This is a genomic window from Streptomyces sp. NBC_00457 (assembly GCF_036014015.1).
GTDB lineage: Bacteria > Actinomycetota > Actinomycetes > Streptomycetales > Streptomycetaceae > Streptomyces.
Genome location: NZ_CP107905.1, coordinates 8,391,831 through 8,412,360, shown reverse-complemented (window position 1 = coordinate 8,412,360; position 20,530 = coordinate 8,391,831). Strand labels below are relative to the sequence as shown.

General features: G+C 69.9%; 20 protein-coding genes. 7 read left to right on the top strand and 13 right to left on the bottom strand.

Annotated features, from left to right (window positions below; translation table 11 throughout):
• Positions 1-104 precede the first annotated feature (104 nt).
• The 4 genes from OG828_RS38470 to OG828_RS38455 all read right to left on the bottom strand — a co-directional run bounded on the left by OG828_RS38470 (position 105) and on the right by OG828_RS38455 (position 1,688).
• Positions 105-395 carry a hypothetical protein gene (locus OG828_RS38470; protein ID WP_210574672.1) on the bottom strand — a complete coding sequence of 97 codons (291 nt, stop codon included), beginning with the start codon at positions 393-395 and terminating at the stop codon, positions 105-107.
• Positions 396-453: 58 nt separating this feature from the next.
• Positions 454-1,029: a phage tail tube protein gene (locus OG828_RS38465; RefSeq protein ID WP_328367370.1), complete on the bottom strand. Its 576-nt coding sequence runs from the start codon at positions 1,027-1,029 to the stop codon at positions 454-456.
• A gap of 84 nt (positions 1,030-1,113) precedes the next feature.
• Complete coding sequence (locus OG828_RS38460) at positions 1,114-1,521, bottom strand: hypothetical protein (RefSeq protein WP_328367367.1); 408 nt, start codon at positions 1,519-1,521, stop codon at positions 1,114-1,116.
• Positions 1,518-1,688, bottom strand: a complete 171-nt coding sequence (locus OG828_RS38455) for a hypothetical protein (protein ID WP_328503775.1) — start codon at positions 1,686-1,688, stop codon at positions 1,518-1,520. The genes OG828_RS38460 and OG828_RS38455 overlap by 4 nt, the downstream gene beginning before the upstream one ends.
• Before the next feature lie 235 nt (positions 1,689-1,923).
• On the opposite strand from OG828_RS38455, the gene OG828_RS38450 reads away from it, so the two are divergent.
• Together OG828_RS38450 and OG828_RS38445 are read left to right on the top strand one after the other, a co-directional pair.
• Complete coding sequence (locus OG828_RS38450) at positions 1,924-2,937, top strand: DUF3533 domain-containing protein (RefSeq protein ID WP_328503774.1); 1,014 nt, start codon at positions 1,924-1,926, stop codon at positions 2,935-2,937.
• Positions 2,938-2,977: 40 nt separating this feature from the next.
• Complete coding sequence (locus OG828_RS38445) at positions 2,978-4,165, top strand: AAA family ATPase (RefSeq protein ID WP_328367360.1); 1,188 nt, start codon at positions 2,978-2,980, stop codon at positions 4,163-4,165.
• Positions 4,166-4,306: 141 nt separating this feature from the next.
• Here the strand turns inward: OG828_RS38445 and OG828_RS38440 are convergent, their stop codons facing one another.
• Both OG828_RS38440 and OG828_RS38435 read right to left on the bottom strand, forming a co-directional pair.
• Positions 4,307-5,389, bottom strand: a complete 1,083-nt coding sequence (locus OG828_RS38440) for a S1 family peptidase (protein ID WP_328367357.1) — start codon at positions 5,387-5,389, stop codon at positions 4,307-4,309.
• Between the two features lie 278 nt (positions 5,390-5,667).
• On the bottom strand, positions 5,668-6,537 hold the full coding sequence (locus tag OG828_RS38435) for a slipin family protein (RefSeq protein WP_328367354.1): 870 nt from the start codon (positions 6,535-6,537) through the stop codon (positions 5,668-5,670).
• 89 nt (positions 6,538-6,626) lie between these two features.
• Between OG828_RS38435 and OG828_RS38430 the strand changes: the two genes are divergently transcribed.
• The gene (locus tag OG828_RS38430) at positions 6,627-7,511 is read left to right on the top strand and encodes an alpha/beta fold hydrolase (RefSeq protein ID WP_328503773.1); all 885 of its coding nucleotides are present in this window, start codon (positions 6,627-6,629) and stop codon (positions 7,509-7,511) included.
• Positions 7,512-7,662: 151 nt separating this feature from the next.
• On the opposite strand, the gene OG828_RS38425 is transcribed toward OG828_RS38430, so the two are convergent.
• Positions 7,663-8,565 (bottom strand): S1 family peptidase, encoded by a 903-nt coding sequence (locus OG828_RS38425; RefSeq protein ID WP_328367348.1) that lies wholly within the window; start codon positions 8,563-8,565, stop codon positions 7,663-7,665.
• 502 nt (positions 8,566-9,067) lie between these two features.
• Between OG828_RS38425 and OG828_RS38420 the strand changes: the two genes are divergently transcribed.
• On the top strand, positions 9,068-9,505 hold the full coding sequence (locus OG828_RS38420) for a cell division protein SepF (protein WP_210574660.1): 438 nt from the start codon (positions 9,068-9,070) through the stop codon (positions 9,503-9,505).
• A 40-nt stretch (positions 9,506-9,545) separates the two neighbouring features.
• Here the strand turns inward: OG828_RS38420 and OG828_RS38415 are convergent, their stop codons facing one another.
• Both OG828_RS38415 and OG828_RS38410 read right to left on the bottom strand, forming a co-directional pair.
• Positions 9,546-10,724 carry an acyl-CoA dehydrogenase family protein gene (locus OG828_RS38415; protein ID WP_328367345.1) on the bottom strand — a complete coding sequence of 393 codons (1,179 nt, stop codon included), beginning with the start codon at positions 10,722-10,724 and terminating at the stop codon, positions 9,546-9,548.
• Positions 10,725-10,781: 57 nt separating this feature from the next.
• Positions 10,782-12,380 carry an MFS transporter gene (locus OG828_RS38410; RefSeq protein WP_328503772.1) on the bottom strand — a complete coding sequence of 533 codons (1,599 nt, stop codon included), beginning with the start codon at positions 12,378-12,380 and terminating at the stop codon, positions 10,782-10,784.
• Between the two features lie 262 nt (positions 12,381-12,642).
• Between OG828_RS38410 and OG828_RS38405 the strand changes: the two genes are divergently transcribed.
• Together OG828_RS38405 and OG828_RS38400 are read left to right on the top strand one after the other, a co-directional pair.
• Positions 12,643-13,854, top strand: coding sequence for a mannosyltransferase family protein (locus OG828_RS38405; protein WP_328503771.1), 1,212 nt, complete (start codon positions 12,643-12,645; stop codon positions 13,852-13,854).
• Between the two features lie 250 nt (positions 13,855-14,104).
• Positions 14,105-15,226 (top strand): phosphatase PAP2 family protein, encoded by a 1,122-nt coding sequence (locus tag OG828_RS38400; protein ID WP_328503770.1) that lies wholly within the window; start codon positions 14,105-14,107, stop codon positions 15,224-15,226.
• 75 nt (positions 15,227-15,301) lie between these two features.
• Here the strand turns inward: OG828_RS38400 and OG828_RS38395 are convergent, their stop codons facing one another.
• Complete coding sequence (locus tag OG828_RS38395; protein ID WP_210574655.1) at positions 15,302-15,517, bottom strand: I78 family peptidase inhibitor; 216 nt, start codon at positions 15,515-15,517, stop codon at positions 15,302-15,304.
• Positions 15,518-15,951: 434 nt separating this feature from the next.
• Between OG828_RS38395 and ctaD the strand changes: the two genes are divergently transcribed.
• A complete protein-coding gene (ctaD, locus tag OG828_RS38390) occupies positions 15,952-17,631 on the top strand; it encodes an aa3-type cytochrome oxidase subunit I (protein WP_328503769.1) in 1,680 nt (559 codons plus the stop codon).
• On the opposite strand, the gene OG828_RS38385 is transcribed toward ctaD, so the two are convergent.
• The 3 genes from OG828_RS38385 to OG828_RS38375 form a co-directional block, all read right to left on the bottom strand.
• The gene (locus OG828_RS38385) at positions 17,522-18,550 is read right to left on the bottom strand and encodes a helix-turn-helix transcriptional regulator (protein WP_328441376.1); all 1,029 of its coding nucleotides are present in this window, start codon (positions 18,548-18,550) and stop codon (positions 17,522-17,524) included. The two genes, ctaD and OG828_RS38385, sit on opposite strands and share 110 nt — an antisense overlap.
• A 67-nt stretch (positions 18,551-18,617) precedes the next feature.
• Entirely contained in the window at positions 18,618-19,913 is a 1,296-nt protein-coding gene (locus OG828_RS38380) for an ABC transporter substrate-binding protein (protein WP_328503768.1), read from the bottom strand.
• Positions 19,882-20,439: a hypothetical protein gene (locus OG828_RS38375; RefSeq protein ID WP_328503767.1), complete on the bottom strand. Its 558-nt coding sequence runs from the start codon at positions 20,437-20,439 to the stop codon at positions 19,882-19,884. Before OG828_RS38375 ends, OG828_RS38380 begins: the two co-directional genes overlap by 32 nt.
• Between the last annotated feature and the right edge of the window lie 91 nt (positions 20,440-20,530).

The following is a 20,530-nucleotide window of genomic DNA, read 5'->3' as shown; positions in this document are numbered from 1 at the left end:
GGAGGAGAGGCGGCCCCGGTGCCAGTCGAGGAGGTCGACACCGTAGTGGCGGAGCAGGTCCGCCTCCAGGGCCTCGGCGTGCTCGTCGACCAGCGCGCCGAGGCTCAGCCTTCCCCCAGCGTCATGCCCGTCTCGCTGCCGTACGCCTCCAGGATCGCGGAGACGTCCTGGACGCTGATGTCGTACTTGCCCAGCCGCTCGAACTGCTCGGGCCCGAGCAGCAGCGCCAGCAGGCCGTCGATGTCGTTGTCGTCCAGCGCCGCGATCTGCTTGGCGATGCTGCGCGGGAACTCGGTCGGCAGGTGGAACACATCGCTGTCCACCTCGAACTCCCAGTCCTTCCCGAGGGTTTCGAGACGCTGGGCACGGGCGGCGTTGACGTTGAAACGGGCCATGGCGCGTAGGGCTCCTAGCTGGAAAGAACTGGAAAGTACTAGAAAGAAGGGGAATCGGTCAGGCCGCGCTGAAGCTCGGGTCCTTCATCAGGAACGTCGCCAGCGGCGCGTCGTCCACCGTCGCCAGCGCCGTGAAGGTGACGCCCAGCTTCACGGGGGCGGTGCGGACGAGGGCGATCTCCTCCGTCTCGGTCACCTGGCCACGGGCGACGATCATGCGATACGTCACCTCGTCCCCGTCGGTGAACTCCAGCCCCAGCATCCGCTCGTCGAACTTCGGCTCGGCCGCCATCTCGTACTTGTAGAGGCCGGACCCGGTCGCCGTCTCCGTCACCTTCCCGCCGCCGAAGAAGAAGGGGAGGGTGTCCTCGTTCAGCTGGAGCAGCTGAAACTTGAAGCTGAGGTCGCGGTCGGAGTAGACGAACCTCGCCGAGCTGACGCTCTGCCAGGTGTCCACGGGGTCCAGCTTGTCCTTCTTGGAGATCTTGACCCCGTCGGTGGTGGTGTAGCCGAGGTCCTTCCACCCGGCACCCCACGCCGCACCGGTGTCGGCGGGCGGTTCGGTGGCGAGCGGGGCGATGAGGACCCGGCCGCTGCCCGCGACCCGGATCTCCTTGGCGTTCGTTCCGGCCATCACTGCTCCTTGGTGGGAGATGGACATGACGTGCTACGGATGTGGTGCGCACCAGGCGCTGAGGGGACGTACGAGGGAACCGGCTCAGGCCGGGCGGACCACCAGCCGGGTGGTCGAGACATAGCGGTTGGCGGTGGCGTGCCGGTAGTCGGGCAGCCAGCGCGGCCCGTCCTCCTCGACGACGTCCACGACGGTCGCCGCGCCGTGCACCGCTCCCCTGAGCTGGAGCATCAGAGCGCGGGCGACGAGGGAGACGGTATGGGCCGCGGCCTTGGACGGCCCGTACACCTCGAGATCGACCAGTGGATTGTCGAGCCGGGGATCCTCCGCCCACGCCCCGCCGACCCGGGAGACCAGCACGGCACGCTGCGAACCGTCGAACCCGGAGGGCGGCTGGACGTCCACCAGGACACCGGCCAGCTCACTACGGTCCTTCAGGAGATCGACGACCAGCTGCTCCACGTCAGGAAAGGTGATGTACGGCTCGCTCATCCCCGGAGCTCCGGCTCGCTGTCCCGCTCGGCCTCGGCTTCCGCCTCAGTCTCCGGCACGGGCCGCGCGATCACACCGAGCACTCCGCGCGCGGTCGGGTCGTCGACCTCGACGACATCCCCCGGCTCGTGCCCGTTCCACCAGTAGGTCAGCTGGATTTTCTGCACAGCGCTTTCCCCCGAGCGTTCAGCTGTACGGCTGTGAAGGAACTGACGGAGGATCAACTTCCGCTGTGGTCAACAACGTTGAGGTCCCCCGGAGCCCCAAATGTAACGGGCACCCCAAGCACAGCGTGAGCCACAGAAGATCTCGAACAGGTAACGATGATGAAGAACATGTGTACGGCACCCATTCGGCCGCACCCCACCTGCGGAAACGCCCACCCCCTCGGACCGTGGGGGCATGACACGGAACAGCTTCCTCTCCGAGGTGAAGGACGCCGTCACCCCAAGAGCCACCCTGCTGGTCATCGGAGTGATCGCCCTCCAACTGCTGTTCATCGCCTCCTACGTAGGCGCACTGCACGACCCGAAGCCCAAGGACGTGCCCTTCGGGGTGGTCGCACCCCAGGTCGCGGCCGAGCAGGCGGTGACCCGGCTGGAGCGGCTGCCCGGCTCTCCCCTGGACCCGCGCGCGGTGGCCGACGCGGCGACGGCGCGCGAGCAGATCCTGAACCGGGACATCGACGGTGCGCTGATCATCGACCCGGCGGGGACGACGGACACGCTCCTGGTCGCGACCGGCGGTGGCACTGTCCTCGCCACCGCCCTGGAGACGATCACCACCACCCTGGAGAAGGCCGAGCAGCGCACGGTCAGGGTCGTCGACGTGGCCCCCGCCTCGCTCCAGGACTTCGACGGGCTGTCGTCCTTCTACCTCGTCGTCGGCTGGTGCGTCGGCGGCTATCTGTGCGCCTCGATCCTGGCGATCAGCTCCGGCGCCCGGCCCGCCGACCCGCGCCGCGCGGCGATCCGGCTGGCCGTCATGGCGCTGGTGTCGATCGTCGGAGGGCTCGGCGGAGCGGTCATCGTCGGGCCGATCCTGGGTGCCCTGCCCGGGAGCGTGGCGGCCCTCTGGGGGCTCGGCGCGCTGATCACGTTCGCCGTAGGGGCGGCCACGCTCGCGCTCCAGGGCGTCTTCGGGATCGTCGGCGTCGGCCTCGCGATCCTCATCGTGGTGATCGCGGGCAACCCGAGCGCGGGCGGCGCCTTCCCGCTGCCGATGCTGCCGCCCTTCTGGCAGGCGATCGGCCCCGCGCTGCCGCCGGGCGCGGGGACGTGGGCGGCGCGCTCCATCGCGTACTTCAAGGGCAACGACACGACGGCATCGCTGCTGGTGCTGTCGGCGTGGGCGGCGGCCGGGATCGCGATCACGATGGCCGCGGCGACGTTCCGACGGCGGCGGGCGGCAGGCTGACGCAGGGGCCATTGTCAGTCCCGTCTGCAAGCCTGGACACATGCTTCGCACACTCGCCGTCGAGAACTACCGGTCCCTGCGTCGCCTGATCGTGCCCCTGGACAGACTGAACGTGATCACGGGTGCGAACGGCACGGGCAAGTCCAGCCTGTACCGCTCCCTGCGGCTGCTGGCCGAGGCCGCGCGCGGCGGCGCCGTCGCGGCTCTCGCGCGCGAGGGCGGGCTGCCGTCGGTGCTGTGGGCGGGACCCGAGAAGACCAGCCGCGCGATGCGCGAGGGCCGCCATCCGGTACAGGGCACCGTCCGCTCGGGGCCGGTCAGCCTGCAACTTGGCTTCTCGGGAGACGAGTTCGGGTATGCGATGGACTTCGGGTATCCGGTCCCGGCAGGCCCGCCGTCCATGTTCGACGTCGACCCGGAGATCAAGCGCGAGTGCATCTGGAGCGGGCCGGTGCTGCGCCCCGCCGCCGTCCTCTCGGACCGCGCGGGGGCGGCCGTGAAGGTGCGCGGCGCGGGCGGCGGCTGGTCCCGGGTGCACGGGACGCTACGGCCGTACGACAGCATGCTCGGCGAAATGGCCGACCCCCAGCACGCGCCTGACGTGCTGGCGGTGCGCGAACTCATCAGATCCTGGCGGTTCTACGACCATGTCCGCACCGACGCCCACGCCCCGGCCCGCGCCGCCGTGATCGGCACCCGCACGCCGGTGCTCAGCGGCGACGGCTCCGACCTTGCGGCTGCGCTCCAGACGATCCGCGAGGTCGGTCACCGCGAGGCGCTGGACGAGGCGGTCGACGCGGCCTTCCCCGGCAGCCGCGTCGAGGTCATGAACCACGGCGGCCGCTTCGAACTCGCCCTGCGCCAACACGGACTGCTGCGCCCGCTCACCGCGGCCGAACTGTCCGACGGCACCCTGCGCTACCTGCTCTGGGCTGCCGCGTTGCTCACCCCCCGGCCGCCGTCCCTCCTGGTCCTCAACGAGCCCGAGACCAGCCTCCACCCCGACCTGATCCCCCCACTCGCCGATCTGATCCTCACCGCGACGAAGGACATCCAGATCATCGTCGTCACCCACGCAAGACCACTGGCCGACGCCTTGACCAAGGGCGCGATACGCCATCGCCTGGACGTCAACTCCATAGAGCTGATCAAGGAGTTCGGACAAACGGAGGTGGCAGGCCGAGAGGGCCCACTGGACGAACCGCTGTGGTACTGGCCCAAGCGGTGACGCTCCGCTGGATGTGCCGCGATCTGTCGTCGGTTGTCTGCGGCACCATCGTGGCTGGTCGCGCAGTTCCCCGCGCCCCTTAGGGCGCGAAAGTCCCGCCCCTCAGACGAGGGGCGGGACTTCACGGCACTACAAAACGCGTCAGCCGATCTCCGTGCCCGTGGCAGACAGCGCCTCGGTCACCGGCTGGAAGAACGTCTCCCCGCCGGACGTGCAGTCACCGCTGCCGCCGGACGTGAGGCCGATCGCCTGATCGCCGGAGAACAGCGAGCCGCCGCTGTCACCGGGCTCCGCGCAGACGTCGGTCTGGATCAGGCCGTTGACGATGTCGCCGCTGCCGTAGTTCACGGTGGCGTCCAGGCCGGTGACCGTGCCCTCGTGCACCTGCGTGGTCGAGCCGCTGCGGGTGACCTCCATGCCGACGGTGGCCTCGGACGCGCCCGCGATGGCCTGCGTGGAGCCGTTGTAGAGGTTGACCTCGCTCGGGTGCTCGACGTCGGCCGTGTACTTGACCAGGCCGTAGTCGTCGTCCGGGAAGCTGGAGACCTCGTTGGTGCCCAGCTCGTTGCCGTCCGAGTCCTGCCAGTTCGTGATGCCCTCGGTGCAGTGACCGGCGGTCAGGAAGAACGGCTCGCCGCCCTTGACGACGTTGAAGCCGAGCGAGCAGCGCCCGCTGCCGTCGGTGATGGCGTCGCCGCCCGCGATGAAGGGCTTGAACTCACCCTTGGTGCGCTTGAGTTCCGCCGTGGCGCCGAGCCCGTCGACGACCTTGGTCAGCTTGGCCCACTCGGCCTTGGAGACCGTGCGGTCGGCGGTGACGACGACCTTGTTGGTGGCCGGGTCGGTCATCCAGGAGGTGCCCGGGATGGTCGCGTCCTGCTTCAGGGTGGTCCGGGCGCTCTTGAGCTCGGCGAGGGAGTTCGCCACGACTCTCGCCTTGGCGCCGGCCTCCTCGACGGTCTGGGCGGCGGCCTCGTCGAGCACGTTGACGACGAGGCTCTTCGCCTGCGCGTCGTAGTAGGTGCCGGCCGCGTCGGTGCCGAGCTCCTTGCCCAGCGTCGAGGCGAGCTTTCCGGCCGCCGTGACCGAGAGCGTCTCGGGCGCGGAGTTCTCCGTGCTCTCGCTGGCGTTCGCAGTCTGCAAGGTGACACCCGCGGCTACGAGTGCGGCGATGCCCGCACCTGCCACGGCGGCACGCCGCTTGGGTATGCGTCGGTGCTTCAACTCACGTCCTCCTGTGGGGGGTCGGTCCGACAGGCTGTGGGGGCCTGGCGAACCGGAAGGCGTACGGCACGGGGGACGACGTACAACAAAAAGCGCCGCGTCCGTGCCGGTTGAACAAGGTTCACTATCCCGAGGCTTACAGGGGGCACACAAGGTCGACTTCCGGACGCGCGTAGAACGCGGTTGCGCGCCCCCTCACCTTGACCGTGCACAGTCACCCCTGGTGTGTTCGCGCTGCAAACACTACGAGCGAGTAATTCATGTGCTGTCCGTGAGGACTAGTCCTGTCTTGAAATCGACCCTCCGGGGTCGGGATCCAAGCGCGGTTCGGCGGGCGGCAGTTGTTCCTGCGCCGGGTGCGGGGCCACCGCGGGGGCCGACGGCGCCTGTCCCGGCGCCTTCTCCAGGAAGCGCAGCAGTTCCACCGGGATGGGCAGCACGAGCGTCGAGTTCTTCTCGGCGGCGACCGCCATCACCGTCTGGAGCAGCCGCAGTTGCAGGGCGGAAGGCGTGGCCTCCATCTGCTGGGCGGCCTCGGCGAGCTTCTTGGACGCCTGGAGCTCGGCGTCGGCGTTGATGACCCGGGCCCGCCGCTCCCGGTCCGCCTCCGCCTGCCGGGCCATGGAGCGCTTCATGGTCTCGGGCAGCGACACGTCCTTGATCTCGACGCGGTCGATCTGGACACCCCAGCCGATCGCCGGGCTGTCGATCATCAACTCCAGGCCCTGGTTGAGCTTTTCGCGGTTGGACAGCAGATCGTCCAGGTCGCTCTTGCCGATGATCGAGCGCAGCGAGGTCTGCGCCATCTGCGAGACCGCGAAACGGTAGTCCTCGACCTGCACGATGGCGTCCGACGCGTCGACGACCTTGAAGTAGACGACGGCGTCCACCCGCACCGTGACGTTGTCCCGGGTGATGCCCTCCTGCGCGGGCACAGGCATCGTCACGATCTGCAGATTGACCTTGCGGAGCTTGTCCACGAACGGAACGATCATCGTGAACCCGGGCCCGCGCACATCGGATTTCAGCCTGCCGAGCCGGAACACCACACCGCGTTCGTACTGTTTGACGACCCGCGCCGCCGCCATCACGTACACCGCTCCGACCGACGCGAGCGAGACGCCCGCCGCCACCAGCTCCTCGACCATGACGGCCCCCCAGGGTCCGAATCAGGCGCACAAGGTGTGTACTTCGACGGTAATCCGGGATGTTCGCGTTGGGGAGACGGAGGACGCAGGTGGTCGACGGCGTACGCATGCGGGACGGCCGATGGCTGGCGGTGGCGGAGCGGGGAGATCCCGACGGCACGCCGGTGGTGCTGCTGCACGGCACCCCGGGCTGCCGCCAGGGCACGGTGCCGGAGGACGTCCTCACCGCGCGCCCCGGCGTGCGGTTCATCTCCTACGACCGTCCCGGCTACGGCGATTCGGACCGCCGGCCGGGACGCCGGGTGGCCGACGCGGCCCGGGACGTGGCCGAGCTGGCGGACGCCCTCGGCCTCGACCGGTTCGCCGTCCTCGGCCGCTCGGGCGGCGCCCCGCACGCGCTGGCCTGCGCCGCGCTGCTGCCGGCGCGGGTGCGGCGGGCGGCGGCGCTGGGGTGTACCGCACCGCCGAACACCGCTGGGCTGAGCTGGTTCGAGGGCATGGCCCTCTCGAAGATCGAGGACTTCACCCAGGCCCTCACCGACCCGCTGGACTTCGCCGAGCGGCTGGCCGCGCGCGCCGCCGCCATCCGCAGCGACCCGGCCCAGCTGCTGGTGTCCATCCGCGACGGGCTCACCGACTCCGACCGGCGGATCATCTCCGACCCGGCCATCGGCGACATGCTGCTGCGCGCCTACCGCGAGTCGCTGCGCACCTCGGCGTACGGCTGGCTCGACGACGACCTCGCCCTGCTCAGCAGCTGGGGCTTCGACCCGGCGGCCATCACCCGCCCGGTGCTGCTGTGGCACGGCGCCCTCGACACCTTCTCTCCCGTGGGCCACTTCAAGTGGCTCGCGGACCGCATCCCCCGGGCCCGCCCCGTCCTGGACCCGGACGCCGGCCACTTCGGAGCGCTCAAAGCCCTGCCCGCCGTACTGGACTGGCTGTGCGCCACACCGGAGTCCAGGGCGTCGTGATCCTGTAGGCCCGGGCGCCGCTCCAACTGCCGTTCCTCTCCCGCAGGTTCCCCCTGCACGACAGCGAGCCCCCGCACGCGGGTGCGTGCGGGGGCTCGCCTGCTGCCGGCTGCAGGTGGTGCGAGGCGGCTGGGAGTATCCGCCGGGCGGTCTAGTAGACGCTGACGCCGTAGGCGCTCAGGGCCTCTGTGACCGGCTGGAAGAAGGTCGTTCCGCCGGAGGAGCAGTTGCCGCTGCCGCCGGAGGTCAGACCGTACGCGGTGCCGTTGCTGCCGTAGAGCGAACCGCCGGAGTCGCCGGGTTCGGCGCAGACGGTGGTCTGGATCAGGCCGCCGACGACGTCGCCGCCGCCGTAGTTGACGCTCACATTGAGGGCGGTGACCCGGCCGCTGTGCGTACCGGTGGTGGAGCCGTCGCGGATGACGGTGGTGCCCACGCTGGGCGTGGCCGCGCGGGTGATGTCCACGCCGTTCGCGGTGCCGGGACGGCTGACGGACCCGGAGTAGCGCACGATGCCGTAGTCGTTGCCCGGGAAGCTGGAGCCGGCGGTGGAGCCGATGACCGTGGTGCGGCCGGAGTTGGAGTACCAGGTGCCCGCGCCGTCGGTGCAGTGACCGGCGGTCAGGAAGAACTGCTGGCCGCTGCTGTTCTGGACGTTGAAGCCGAGCGAGCAGCGCCAGCTACTCGCATAGATGGCGTCGCCGCCTTGGATGAACTTCTGGAACTTGCCCGGGGCGTGCTTGATGGTGAGCGCGGAGGCGTTGGCGCCCGCCTGCTGCTTGATCTTGGCTATCTCGGCCTTGGAGACCGTGCTGTCGACGGTGACGACGACCCGGTTGGTCTTCGCGTCGACGGCCCAGGCGGTGCCGGGGATATCAGCCTTGAGCACCGAGGAGCCGGCGCTCTTGAGCTGGGAGGCGCTGAACGTGGTGGGGTCGGCGGCGTTCGCGTTGGGGATCGCGATCGCGGCTGCGGCCACGAGACCGGTACTGACGGCGATCAGCCGGGTCCGTCTCTGAATACCGCTGCGGGGGGTGGTGCGCTTGATCCTCACTTTTCGTTCCTCCACATGGGAAGTTGGGGGCCCGCGTGGGGTCGGGGCCCGTGAGGCGCAGTCAGTGGTCCGAATGTCCGGATTCCGAACATGCCGTGCCCCTGACAAGCGCTGGAGGGAGTATTCGGCCGAACGACCGGTTGACGCAAGGGTGCCTTTCGGCCGTCAACCATTGAACGATCAGTGAAAGTGCGCGCCCGATCGGCCTGAGCCTCCGTCAGAACCGAGATGAGCGGCCCGTTGTAACGCGCCGATGGGACCATCGCTGTTCACCCGTACGCCCCGCCGCTCACCCATACGACGCGAACAATCATATTTCACTCACAGTCAGCAGCACTGTCCGGCAAGACCCTTGGGGGACCAGGGCTCTCGACGAATTCGCTGTGCACCAGTACCGTCACAAACCCCCCGCGCGGCGTCTATCCACTTGGCACGACGTCCGCATCATGGATGACGATAGGGATGCGGAAGGCAAAACAGACCGCTGTGAGAGGAGGCGTCCATGGGATCGGTACGCAAGGCGAGTGCCTGGCTTGGCCTCGTCGACGACAACGATGACGAGCGTTACTACGACGACGACTACTCAGAAGGGACTGAGCCCGGGGAGGCCTGGGTCACCGATCCGCGGGTGAAGGTGGCCTCGGACGTGGCGGTCGAGAAGGGCCGCCGGATCGGCACGGTCACTCCGGACAGCTTCCGGGACGCGCGCGCCATCGGCGAACTGTTCCGCGAGGGTGTCCCGGTCATCATGAACCTCACGGCCATGGAGCCGGGCGACGCCAAGCGCGTGGTCGACTTCGCGGCGGGCCTGATCTTCGGTCTCCGGGGTTCGATCGACCGGGTGTCCAACCGCGTGTTCCTGCTCAGCCCGGCCGACACCGAGATCGTCAGCGGGGAGCCGGCGGCACACCGCGCCGACGGTTTCTTCAACCAGAGCTGAGGCAGGGCCGCCCGTCGGCCCTGCCCGCTCCGCCGGGCCCTTACCGGAACGCGTCGAGTCCGGTGAGCGCCTTGCCCAGCACGAGCTGGTGCATCTCGACGGTGCCCTCGTAGGTGAGCACCGACTCGAGGTTCGTCGCATGCCGCATGACGGGGTACTCCAGGGAGATCCCGTTGGCCCCGAGGATCGTCCGAGACGTACGGCAGATCTCGATCGCCTCGCGTACGTTGTTGAGTTTGCCGAAGCTGACCTGCTCGGGACGCAGGCGGCCGGCATCCATCCGCCGCCCCAGATGATGGGCGAGCAGAATCCCCTTGTGCAGTTCGACCGCCATGTCGGCGAGCTTGGCCTGGGTGAGCTGGAATCCCCCGATGGGCCGCCCGAACTGCTCCCGCGTCCTCGCGTATTCCACAGCGGTCTCGAAACACGACCGCGCCGCCCCCATCGCCCCCCACACGATGCCGTAGCGCGCGTGGGAGAGACAGCTGAGAGGGCCGCGCAGACCGGTGACGTCCGGCAGTACGGCGTCGGCGGGCAGCCGTACGTCTTCGAGGACGAGTTCGCTGGTGACGGAGGCGCGGAGCGACCACTTGTGCTTGATCTCCGGGGCGGAGAAGCCGGCGGTGCCGGTGGGGACGACGAACCCGCGGATCCCGTCGTCTGTCTGCGCCCAGACGACGGCGACACCGGCCACCGACCCGTTGGTGATCCACATCTTGCGCCCGTTGAGCACCCAGTCGCCGCCGTCCCGCTTGGCGTGCGTGCGCATGGAGGCGGGGTCGGAGCCGTGGTCGGGTTCGGTCAGACCGAAGCAGCCGATGATCTCGCCGGAGGCCATGCGGGGCAGCCAGTGCTGCTTCTGGTCCTCGCTGCCGAAGCGGTGGATGGCGTACATGGCCAGGGAGCCCTGCACGGACACGAGGGAGCGGATGCCGGAGTCGGCGGCCTCCAGTTCCAGACAGGCCAGTCCGTACTGCACGGCGCTCGCACCGGCGCAGCCGTACCCGCTGAGGGACATCCCCAGGGCCCCGATCCCGCCGAGTTCACGGGCCAGTTCCCTTACGTCGGGCAGCTCGCCCTTCTCGTACCAGTCCGCGACATACGGCAGGACCCGGTCGGCGGCCCACCTGCGCACGGTGTCGCGGATCGCGAGGTCCTCCGGGTCCAGCAGGTCGTCGATGCCCAGGGGGTCGGCGGGATCGAACGGGGGCAACGGCATGGGACACCCTCCGGATAATTAACTAGCACCGGTAGTTACGGTACCCGGGGTTCGCCGTCACACCGAGACGCGGGAGTCCGCGACTTCCCGGGGACCGGGAAGCTCCACGGTCGCCGCCTGCTGCTCGCACTGCATGACCCGCGGCAACCGCAGCGCCATCACCGCGCCCAGCACCAGCAGCCCCGCGCTCACCAGCAGCGTCACATGCAACCCGTGCACGAAGGAGTCCTGGGCGGCGCGGCGCAGGGCGACTCCGGCCGGGCCGCCGAGACGGTCGGCGACCTCGTACGCCTCGCCCAGCGAATGCTCCGCCGCGGCCGACGCCCGCCCCGGAACCCCCGGCACGGACGACAGTCCGGGCGCGTACGCCGCGTTCATCACGCTGCCGAGCAGCGCGATCCCGATCCCGGCACCGAGCTGGTACGACGTCTCGCCGATCGCGGCGGCGCCGCCCGCCTGTTCCTGCGGAGCCTCGCTCAGCATCGACTCGTACGCCCCGAACAGCGTCGTCTCCAGACCGAAGCCCAGCAGCACGAACCCGAGCAGCAGCAGGCCGGGGTTGTCCTCGCCGCCCATCGCCATCAGTGTCAGCACCGCGACCGCGGTCAGCGCGAACCCGGCGCACACCATCCGCCGTGGCCCGAACCGGCGCAGCATCCGCGCCCCGGCAAGCCCCGCCGCCATCGCAGCGAACGTCAGCGGCAGCAGCCGCAGACCGGTCTCCAGCGGGGAGAGCTCCAGCACCAGCTGCAGATACTGCGCCGCGATCAGCTCGAGCCCGACCAGCGCCAGCATCGCCAGCACGATGCAGCCCACGGACGTGCTGAACGCGGGGCGGGAGAACATCCGCAGGTCGACGAGCGGATGCTTGAGCCGCCGCTGCCGCCGGACGAACAGGACGAGCAGCACGGCGCCCACCACCAGCGGCAGCGCGGTGGCCCCGTCCACTTCGCCGCCCCCGAGCCGCTTGACGCCCAGGACGACACCGAACAGACCGGCCGCCGCCATCAGTGCGCCGACGACGTCCCAGGGCCCCCTGCCGTCGCCCTTCGACTCGGGCAGCAGCAGGCGTCCCACGGGGAGGCTGACCAGCATCAGCGGGATGTTGACGAGGAAGACCGAGCCCCACCAGAAGTGCTCGAGGAGGAAGCCGCCGAGCAGCGGTCCGACCGCCGCGCCCACCGCGGCCACCGCGCTCCAGATGCCGATGGCGAGGGCCCGCTCACGCCGGTCGGGGAAGACCTGGCGGAGGATCGACAGGGTCGCGGGCATGATCATCGCGCCGCCGACGCCGAGCAGCGCCCGCGCGGCGATCAGCACCTGGGCGGTGTCGGCGAGGGCCGCCATGGCGGAGGCGACGCCGAAAAGCCCGTATCCGAGGAGCAGGATCCGTCTGCGGCCCACCCGGTCGCCCAGCGTGCCGAAGAGGATCAGCAGCGAGGCGCAGACGAGCGGGTAGATGTCGACGATCCAGAGCAGTTCTATTCCGCCGGGCCTCAGGTCCTCGGTGACGGCGGGCACCGCCACGTGCAGCACGGTGGCGTCGACGGCGACCAGGAGCAGGCTCACGCAGAGGACGACCAGGACGACCCAGCGGTTTGCACCGGCCCCGGCCGCCCGACGGCGCAGCGAGGCGGCCGTGGTCGTCCCGGACATGTACGTACCTCCCAGATGTTCCCTCGCGTTCGGCGGGCACACGGGGTGGGGGCTCCCCGTGACTCGGCCGGAGAGGAGCGGTGGTCTCCGGCCCGCGCAACGAATGGCGAGTGACACGTCAATGTACGCGAGAACGCGCCGGTCCTGCGTGGCGGACCTCTCATGGGTCTGGTGGAACCTGTGTGGCGTACGCCACTCCACTTCCCCCTCCCCCACGGAGCGCGGGCCGATCGGGTTCCGGGGGCCGTCGATAATCGGACCCGTGACCGATCTTGCGACGCGCGTGGCACCGGCCGGACTCACGGGGACGGCCCGGGCCCTCCTCGGGTACGCGGCCGTCCGCGCCCTGGGCCTGCTCGCCCTCGCCCTGTGGAGCGCGGCGCGCGACAAGAGCGCGTACACCCTGCTGACCGCCCGCTGGGACTCCCTCTGGTACACCAGGGTCGCCGAGCTGGGGTACGGCTACGAGGTCCGCCTCCCGAACGGCGACATCCACTCCAACCTGGCCTTCTTCCCGCTGCTGCCCTGGCTGGAGCGGCTGCTGCACGCGACGACCCCGCTGTCGTACGCGGGCGCCGGCCTCCTCGTCGCCGTGCTGGCCTCGCTCGCCGCGGCCTGGGGGATCTACGCGGTCGCCGACCATGTGTACGGCCCGCGCGCGGGGTTCTGCGCGGTGCTGCTGTGGGCCGTGCTGCCCGTCGGGATCGTGCAGTCGATGGCGTACAGCGAGTCACTGTTCACCGCACTCGCCGCCTGGTCCCTGTACGCCGTCCTGACCGGCCGCTGGCTCACGTCCGGCACCCTGGCCCTGCTGGCGGGCCTGACCCGCCCGGTGGGCCTGGCGGTCGTGGCGGCGGTGTGGGCGGTCGGGATCGCCTCTTTCGTACGACACCGAAGCGCGGCGCCCGACGAGGGCGCACGCAGCCCGGAACACGCCCCCTCTCTCGCCCCCGGTACGCCGGAGAGCGGCGCGTCCGCGTGGCGGCGCGCCCTCGGCATGCTGCTCGCGCCCCTCGGCGCCGCCGGGTACGTCCTGTGGGTCGGCCACCGCACCGGCAAGGGCCCGCTCGGCTATCTCGACGTCCAGGCGGGCTGGCGCAACGGCTTCGACGGCGGCTGGGCGTTCGCCCGATTCGTCGCCGCAAAGTTCACGTCGTTTCCGTCGGCCCTGGCGGGGGTCGGGCTGATCGTCGGCGTGGGCCTGGTCGTCTGGCTGTACGTCGTCTGTGTGCGCCGGCGCCAGCCGCTGCCGCTGCTGGTCTACGCGGGTGTCGTCACCGCGCTGGCACTGTGCGCGTCGAGCTACTTCGGCTCGAAACCGCGCCTGCTCATGCCCGCCTTCCCCCTGCTGCTGCCCCTCGCCCTGGCCCTGGCGCGGCTGCGAACCACCAGGTCGGCGCTGGTGCTGGGCGCTGTCGCGGCCGGCTCGGCGGTGTACGGGGCGTTCTGGCTGAACGGCTCCGGTCCGCCCTGACAGGTCGCCGCCGAGCCGCCGACGGAGGGTGAGCTTCCGGAGAATTCCCGGCCATCACCCGGTGAACGGCTTTATAAGCAGAGCAAAACCTGACCCCTGAAGTGATCAAAGGAATTGAAGGGAAGGGACACTGGGGATTGCCGAATCCTCGGAAATAAACCCCGTCCTGAGAGCTTTCCCACATCACATCGTCATTACAAAGGGCTAGCTTCTGCGGGTAACTCCACTCACTCCCTGTAACGTCGATCGTGTGCGTACCGAACCAAAGCCGAGCCGGCTCGACCGGATCTTCGCCCGGCTGGACCGTGAACCGGAGCGGCCCGTCCTAGACGTGCCCCGGATGACGCGGCACCGGGTGGTCCTTTTCGGCGCGACGCTCGCCTTCTACCTCACGATCGTTCTGGCGGTCGTGCTGACCTCTTGGCTGGTCCGGTTCGACTGGCAGGCGATGCTCTTCCGGCCGTACCAGCAATGGCCGGAGATCCACGCCTTCCTGGACTACTGGGTGGTCCTCGGCCAGCGCGGCCCGACCGCGGTGATGGTCACGGCCTGGCTGGGCTGGCGCTCCTGGCGGCAGCACACGCTGCGCCCGCTGCTGGCCTTCGGCGCGGCCGTGCTGCTGCTGAACATCACGGTGGCCGTGGTGAAGTACGGCCTGGGCCGCTCCGGTCCGCACTACGCGACCGACATCGGCTCCAACGAGATGTGGAACTGGTTTCAGGCCGGCAGCGACATATTTCCTTCGGGACACACCGCGAACGCCGTGGTGACCTGGGGCATCCTCTCCTACCTCGCCGCCACACCGCAGGCCCGGCGCTGGCTGTCGGCCCTGTCGGCCGTGGTGTCGCTCAGCGTCGGCCTGACCACCGTGTACCTGGGTACGCACTGGCTGAGCGATGTGCTGCTCGGCTGGGCCGCGGGTCTGCTGATCCTGCTGGCACTGCCGTGGTTCGAGCCGCTGGTCGCCCGCGCCGAGGCCGAGATCTTCGACCTGCGCGACCGCTGGCGCGCCCGCCGCGCCGCCCCGGCGACGATCCCGGCGAGCCCGGTCGAGGTGCCGGTGGCGCTCAAGCCGCGTACGTCCGCCCAGGAGGAGCCCACCGCGCCGGAGCCGGTGTCCACGGCCCCGTCGTCGGTGTCCACTGTCTCGACGGCGCCCGAGCCGGTCTGCACGGCGCAGGAGCCGGTCTCCGCGGCGCAGGACCCCGTCTCCACGGCCCACACGCCCAAGGCGCTCTATCTGGCGCCGGGCCCGCACACGGCCCGCTCGGACCGCACGCCGGTCACTCCGGTCGGCAGCCGCCGCCCGCCGCAGGCGGACCGCGTCACCCGCGGCACAACCACCTCGGCCCACCCCATCGCGGGCGGCTGAGCGCGCACAGCACGACGGCCCTGGTTTCCCGCGTCCGATGCGTCGGATGCGGGAAACCAGGGCCGTCGCCGTTTCTCAGCCCTTCCAGGCCCGCGCCACCAGGCCGTCCTTGACCTCGAAGTTCAGCCGTCCCACGCGGTACTCCATGGTGATGATCGCGCCCGGCGGCAGGGACCGCACGGTCGACCAGCCCCGGTCACGCGCGCGTTGCTCGGCCGCTCCGGCATCAAGGCCCACATACGAATCCGGGCTGTCCTGAGGTTCGGCGGGGGGTTTCGGAATGGGTGCCATGGCGCCACGCTAGGCCCCATTGAGCGGGCACGGAAGTCGGTTCCGTACACCGTGGGCCACTGATCCCTCTCGGGTCACACTTTTGTCACAGGATCACGACACGCGTTTCTGGTGCACTTCGTCACACGAACGGGCGCGCGCGTACGCCTTACGCAGGCATTCGAACGTAATTTCCGCGTGTCGCCCGACTCCGGCGAAAAGCCCGGCGGAAAGTGCCGGGGTAACCGCCACGGATCCGCATTCCATTCCGATTCCGCGTGGGGCCCACGGGTGCTGACGCCGCACAGGAAATGCATGGCTCAGGCACAGAACCCCGGTACGCCCCCTGTCGCGGCGCACGACGGCGCGAGCATCATGACGTGAGCTCGCGGGCACTCGCGCGCCGCGGGCTTGCAGCGGCCCGTGGCGCGACGAGCGAAGGGGCGAGCGAGCGTATGGGGACCGAGACCGTGCAGACGGCGATGCGGCCCACGCGGAAGAGGCCGCAGGGACGGGTGGTCGTCGACTGGCTGACGACCACCGACCACAAGAAGATCGGCCATCTCTACCTGATCACGTCGTTCGCCTTCTTCCTCGTCGGCGGCCTGATGGCGCTGATCATGCGCGCCGAACTCGCCCGGCCGGGGCTGCAGCTGATCGACAACCAGCAGTTCAACCAGCTGTTCACGATGCACGGCACGATCATGCTGCTGCTGTTCGCGACGCCGACCTTCGCGGGTTTCGCCAACGAGCTGATGCCGCTGCAGATCGGCGCCCCCGACGTCGCCTTCCCACGCCTGAACATGCTGTCGTACTGGCTGTTCCTGTTCGGTGGCCTGATCGTGCTGGGCTCGCTGCTGGTGCCTTCGGGGCCCGCGGCCTTCGGCTGGTTCGCCTACGCGCCGCTGAACAGCGCGGAACGCTCGCCGGGCGTCGGACCCGACCTGTGGATCATGGGGCTCGCACTGGCCGGCTTCGGCACCATCCTCGGCGCGGTCAACTTCATCACCACCATCATCGGGATGCGCGTCCCCGGCATGACGATGTTCCGGATGCCGATCTTCGTGTGGAACACGCTGTTCACGTCGATCCTGATCCTGATGGCGTTCCCGGTGCTGGCCGCGGCGCTGCTCTGTCTGGAGGCGGACCGGCGGTTCGGCTCGCAGATCTTCACGGCGGCGAACGGCGGCGCACTGCTGTGGCAGCACCTGTTCTGGTTCTTCGGCCATCCCGAGGTGTACATCATCGCGCTGCCGTTCTTCGGCATCATCACGGAGATCATTCCGGTCTTCAGCCGGAAGCCGATCTTCGGCTATCTGACGCTGATCGGCGCGACGATGGCGATCACCGGTCTGTCGGTGGTGGTGTGGGCGCACCACATGTTCGCGACGGGCGCGGTGCTGCTGCCTTTCTTCTCCTTCATGAGCTTCCTGATCGCGGTGCCGACGGGCGTGAAGTTCTTCAACTGGACCGGGACCATGATCAAGGGCTCCCTGTCGTTCGAGACGCCGATGCTGTGGTCGGTGGGGTTCCTGGTGACGTTCCTCTTCGGCGGTCTGACCGGCGTGATCCTCGCCTCGCCGCCGATGGACTTCCACGTCACGGACACCTACTTCGTGGTCGCGCACTTCCACTACGTCGTGTTCGGCACGGTCGTCTTCGCGATCTTCGCCGGCTTCTACTTCTGGTGGCCGAAGTTCACCGGGAAGATGCTCGACGAGCGGCTCGGCAAGATCCACTTCTGGACGCTGTTCATCGGCTTCCACACCACGTTCCTGGTGATGCACTGGCTGGGCGCCGAGGGCATGCCGCGCCGCTACTCGGACTATCTCGCCGCCGACGGCTTCACGGCGCTCAACACCGTCTCGACGATCGGCTCGTTCCTCCTCGGCCTGTCGACGCTGCCGTTCCTCTACAACGTCTGGAAGACCGCCAAGTACGGCGTGAAGGTCGAGGTCGACGACCCCTGGGGCTACGGCCGCTCCCTGGAGTGGGCGACCTCCTGCCCACCGCCCCGGCACAACTTCACCGCGCTGCCCCGGATCCGCTCCGAGTCCCCGGCGTTCGACCTGCACCATCCCGAGTACGCGGAGCTCGCTCCAGAGCGCGAGACAGCCGGTCCCGAGCGATCCTGATCGTGTCGGTGAGCTCGACAGGCTCCAGCACCTCGAATTCGAAGCCCATCAGCATCACGTGAATGACCATCACGTCGAGACTCGCGGCCCCGGTGCGCAGGACACAGCTGTTCTCCCCCTCGGGCTCCAGCACCCCGGCCGACGGCGAGATCCTCTCGGCCGCCTCCGCCAGCGGCACCAGCAGCCGGATGACGGCGTGCGAGGCGTACGCGCGCGTGGAGACCCCTTGCGAGACATACGCGGCGAGGTCGTCGGCGGGCGGCTCACGCGGGGTGAACCGCGGGCCGTGCGGCGGCTTCGGGGTGATGCGGTCGACGCGGAACGTACGCCAGTCGTCGCGGTCCAGGTCCCAGGCGACCAGGTACCAGCGGCGCTCGGTGCACACCAGGCGGTGCGGTTCGACGGTACGGCGGGTCACGGCTCCCTCGTGCGTGCGGTACTCGAAGCGCAGCCGCTCGGCGTCCCGGCACAGATGGGCCAGCTCGGTCAGGACGGTCGGGTCGACGGCGGAGGGCTGGGGGCCGCGCAGCATCGGCACGGTGAACGCGTTCAGGGCGCCCACGCGGTGGCGCAGCCGGCTAGGCAGGACCTGTTCGAGTTTGGCGAGGGCCCGTACGGAGGTCTCGCCGATGCCCTCGATGCCCTGCCCGGCGGCCGTGCGCAGCCCGACGGCGACCGCCACCGCCTCGTCGTCGTCCAGGAGCAGCGGCGGCAGCTCGGCGCCCGCGCCCAGCTGATAGCCGCCGCCCGTGCCGGGGCTGGCGTTGACGGGATATCCCAGCTCGCGCAGCCGGTCCACGTCCCGGCGCACCGTGCGCGGCGTGACACCGAGCCGCTCGGCCAGGTCGGCGCCGGACCATTCGCGGTGGGCCTGGAGGAGCGAGAGCAGGCGCAGCAGTCGTGCCGAGGTCTCCAACATGGTGGTGAGTCTGCCAGCCCTTGCGGACAGGGACTGTCCGCAAGGACGTCATCGCTCGTACAAGGCGTCATTGCTCGTACGGCAGTTGCGGCACGTCGAAGCACGTGTCGTTCATGTCCCCCTGGGAGACCCAGCCCTTGCCGTCCTGCCAGCGGGCCACCGACACACAGGTCCTGCGGGTCCTGGGCGGCTCGGCCAGCCGCTCGAACCGGACCGGAACCAGCAGCCCGTCGGCGGTATAGCCCTCGCTGCGGCTCATGAAGTCGTCGACGCACGCGCGCGTGACGCCCTCCTGGGCACAGGACCGTGCCGCCTCCGTGAACCACATGGCCGCGGCCCACCCCTCCAACTGCCACTGGGAGTGCGTCTTCAGCCCCTCGGTGGCGTCCCGGAACTCCCGTACGGCCTCATGGTCCGTGTCCTCGAAGTTCCGGCTGGATCCGGTCGCCCACAGGGCGTTGCGGCAGCGCGGCGAGTCCTTGTAGTCGTCGGGGACGGCGGACGTCCAGTTCTGTACGTTCGTGACCTTGGCGGTGACCTCGGCGCCGACGTCGTCCATCGCCTTGCACAGCTGGGCGTTGCCGTGTCCGTCGATCGCGTCGAAGACGAGGTCGGCGCCCTGCTCCTTGAGGTCGGCCGCCACGGCACGGAAGTTGGGCAGCGCGAAGTCGACCTGCTCGGTGACGACCTTGTAGCCCTCGGCCCTCAGTCCCCGCTCGACGAGCCGGGCGTAGGCGGCGGACGCGGCCTGGTTGTACGAGACGACGGCGGCCGTGCGGGCGCCGTGCTCGCGCTTGAAGTACCGGTAGACCTCGGTGCCGCCGTACTGCTTGCCGTCCCAGCCGGTCGTGCCGTCGCGGGGCGCGAGGCTGCCGTAGATGCCGTAGAGGTGCGGCCAGGTGTCGTAGGCGGCGCCGATGGGCTGGCCGCCGATGTCGGGCACGCGCGCGCGTGAGACACGGGAGGCGCCCGCGTAGTCGAGCGCGGTGGTGGCGACCAGGGCGACGACCTCGTCCTCGTCGATGAGCTGGTGCACGCACTCGTTGTTGCCGACCCCGCTGCCGCCGTCGTCGCACAGACGCACCTCGACCGGGCGGCCGTCGATGCCCCCGCGCGCGTTGAGGCGGTCGAACCAGGCCTTGGCGCCGTCGCGCGGGCCGGTGAAGGCGTTGCCGCCGACGGGGCTGGTGGCGCTGGTGATGATGCCGACGCGCAGCGGCGCACCGGAGGTCGCCGACGGGGTCGTACGGCCGTCGTTCTCGAAGTCGCTCTCCGGCAGGCGGCTGCCGCAGGCCGTGCTCAGGGCGAGCAGCAGCACCGCGGCGAGGGCCTCAACAGCCCGGGAGGGCCGAGGCCGAGGCATTGCCGCTCATGCTCACCAGCGCGCACAGGGTCTTGGCGGACACCTTCCAGGCGTCGTCCTGCTCGACCGCCGTTCCGGAGGCGCCGGGCAGTGCGGTGGCGCCCTTCAGCGTCAGGTCGTAGGTCACGTTCGCCTCGGTCGGCGAGGTGAACTCGACCGCGGTGACCTTCGCCTGGACCTGCCCGCCGCGTTCGTCGCCGCTGAACGCCGCCAGCACGGGCCCCATCCGGTCGCCGTTCTCGAGGACGGACTGCTTGTCCTGTGTCGAGGTCGCCGGATCGAAGAACTTCTGCCAGTTCTGCTTGATCTCCTGCTCGGCCGCCGCCGTGTCGGCGGGCCCCGACGCGGCCGGACTCGTCGGCTGTTCGGTCTGTTCGACCGTCGGTGTCGGCGGTGTCTCGCTGCTGCCGCCGCCCTCGTCGTCGCTGCAGGCCGCGAGGGCCGGGGCGAGGAAGAGGAGCAGCGCGGCCGCGATCGCGGTGCCGCGTCCCGCGTTCCCCCGCCTGAGGTCGCTCCCGAGAACCATCTGGCTCACCACCGGGTGTCGGTCCGGGCGGTGCGCGCCCGGTGCTTTCAGGGTCAGCTTGCAGAAGGCATAGTGCAAGCGATCGGCTGAC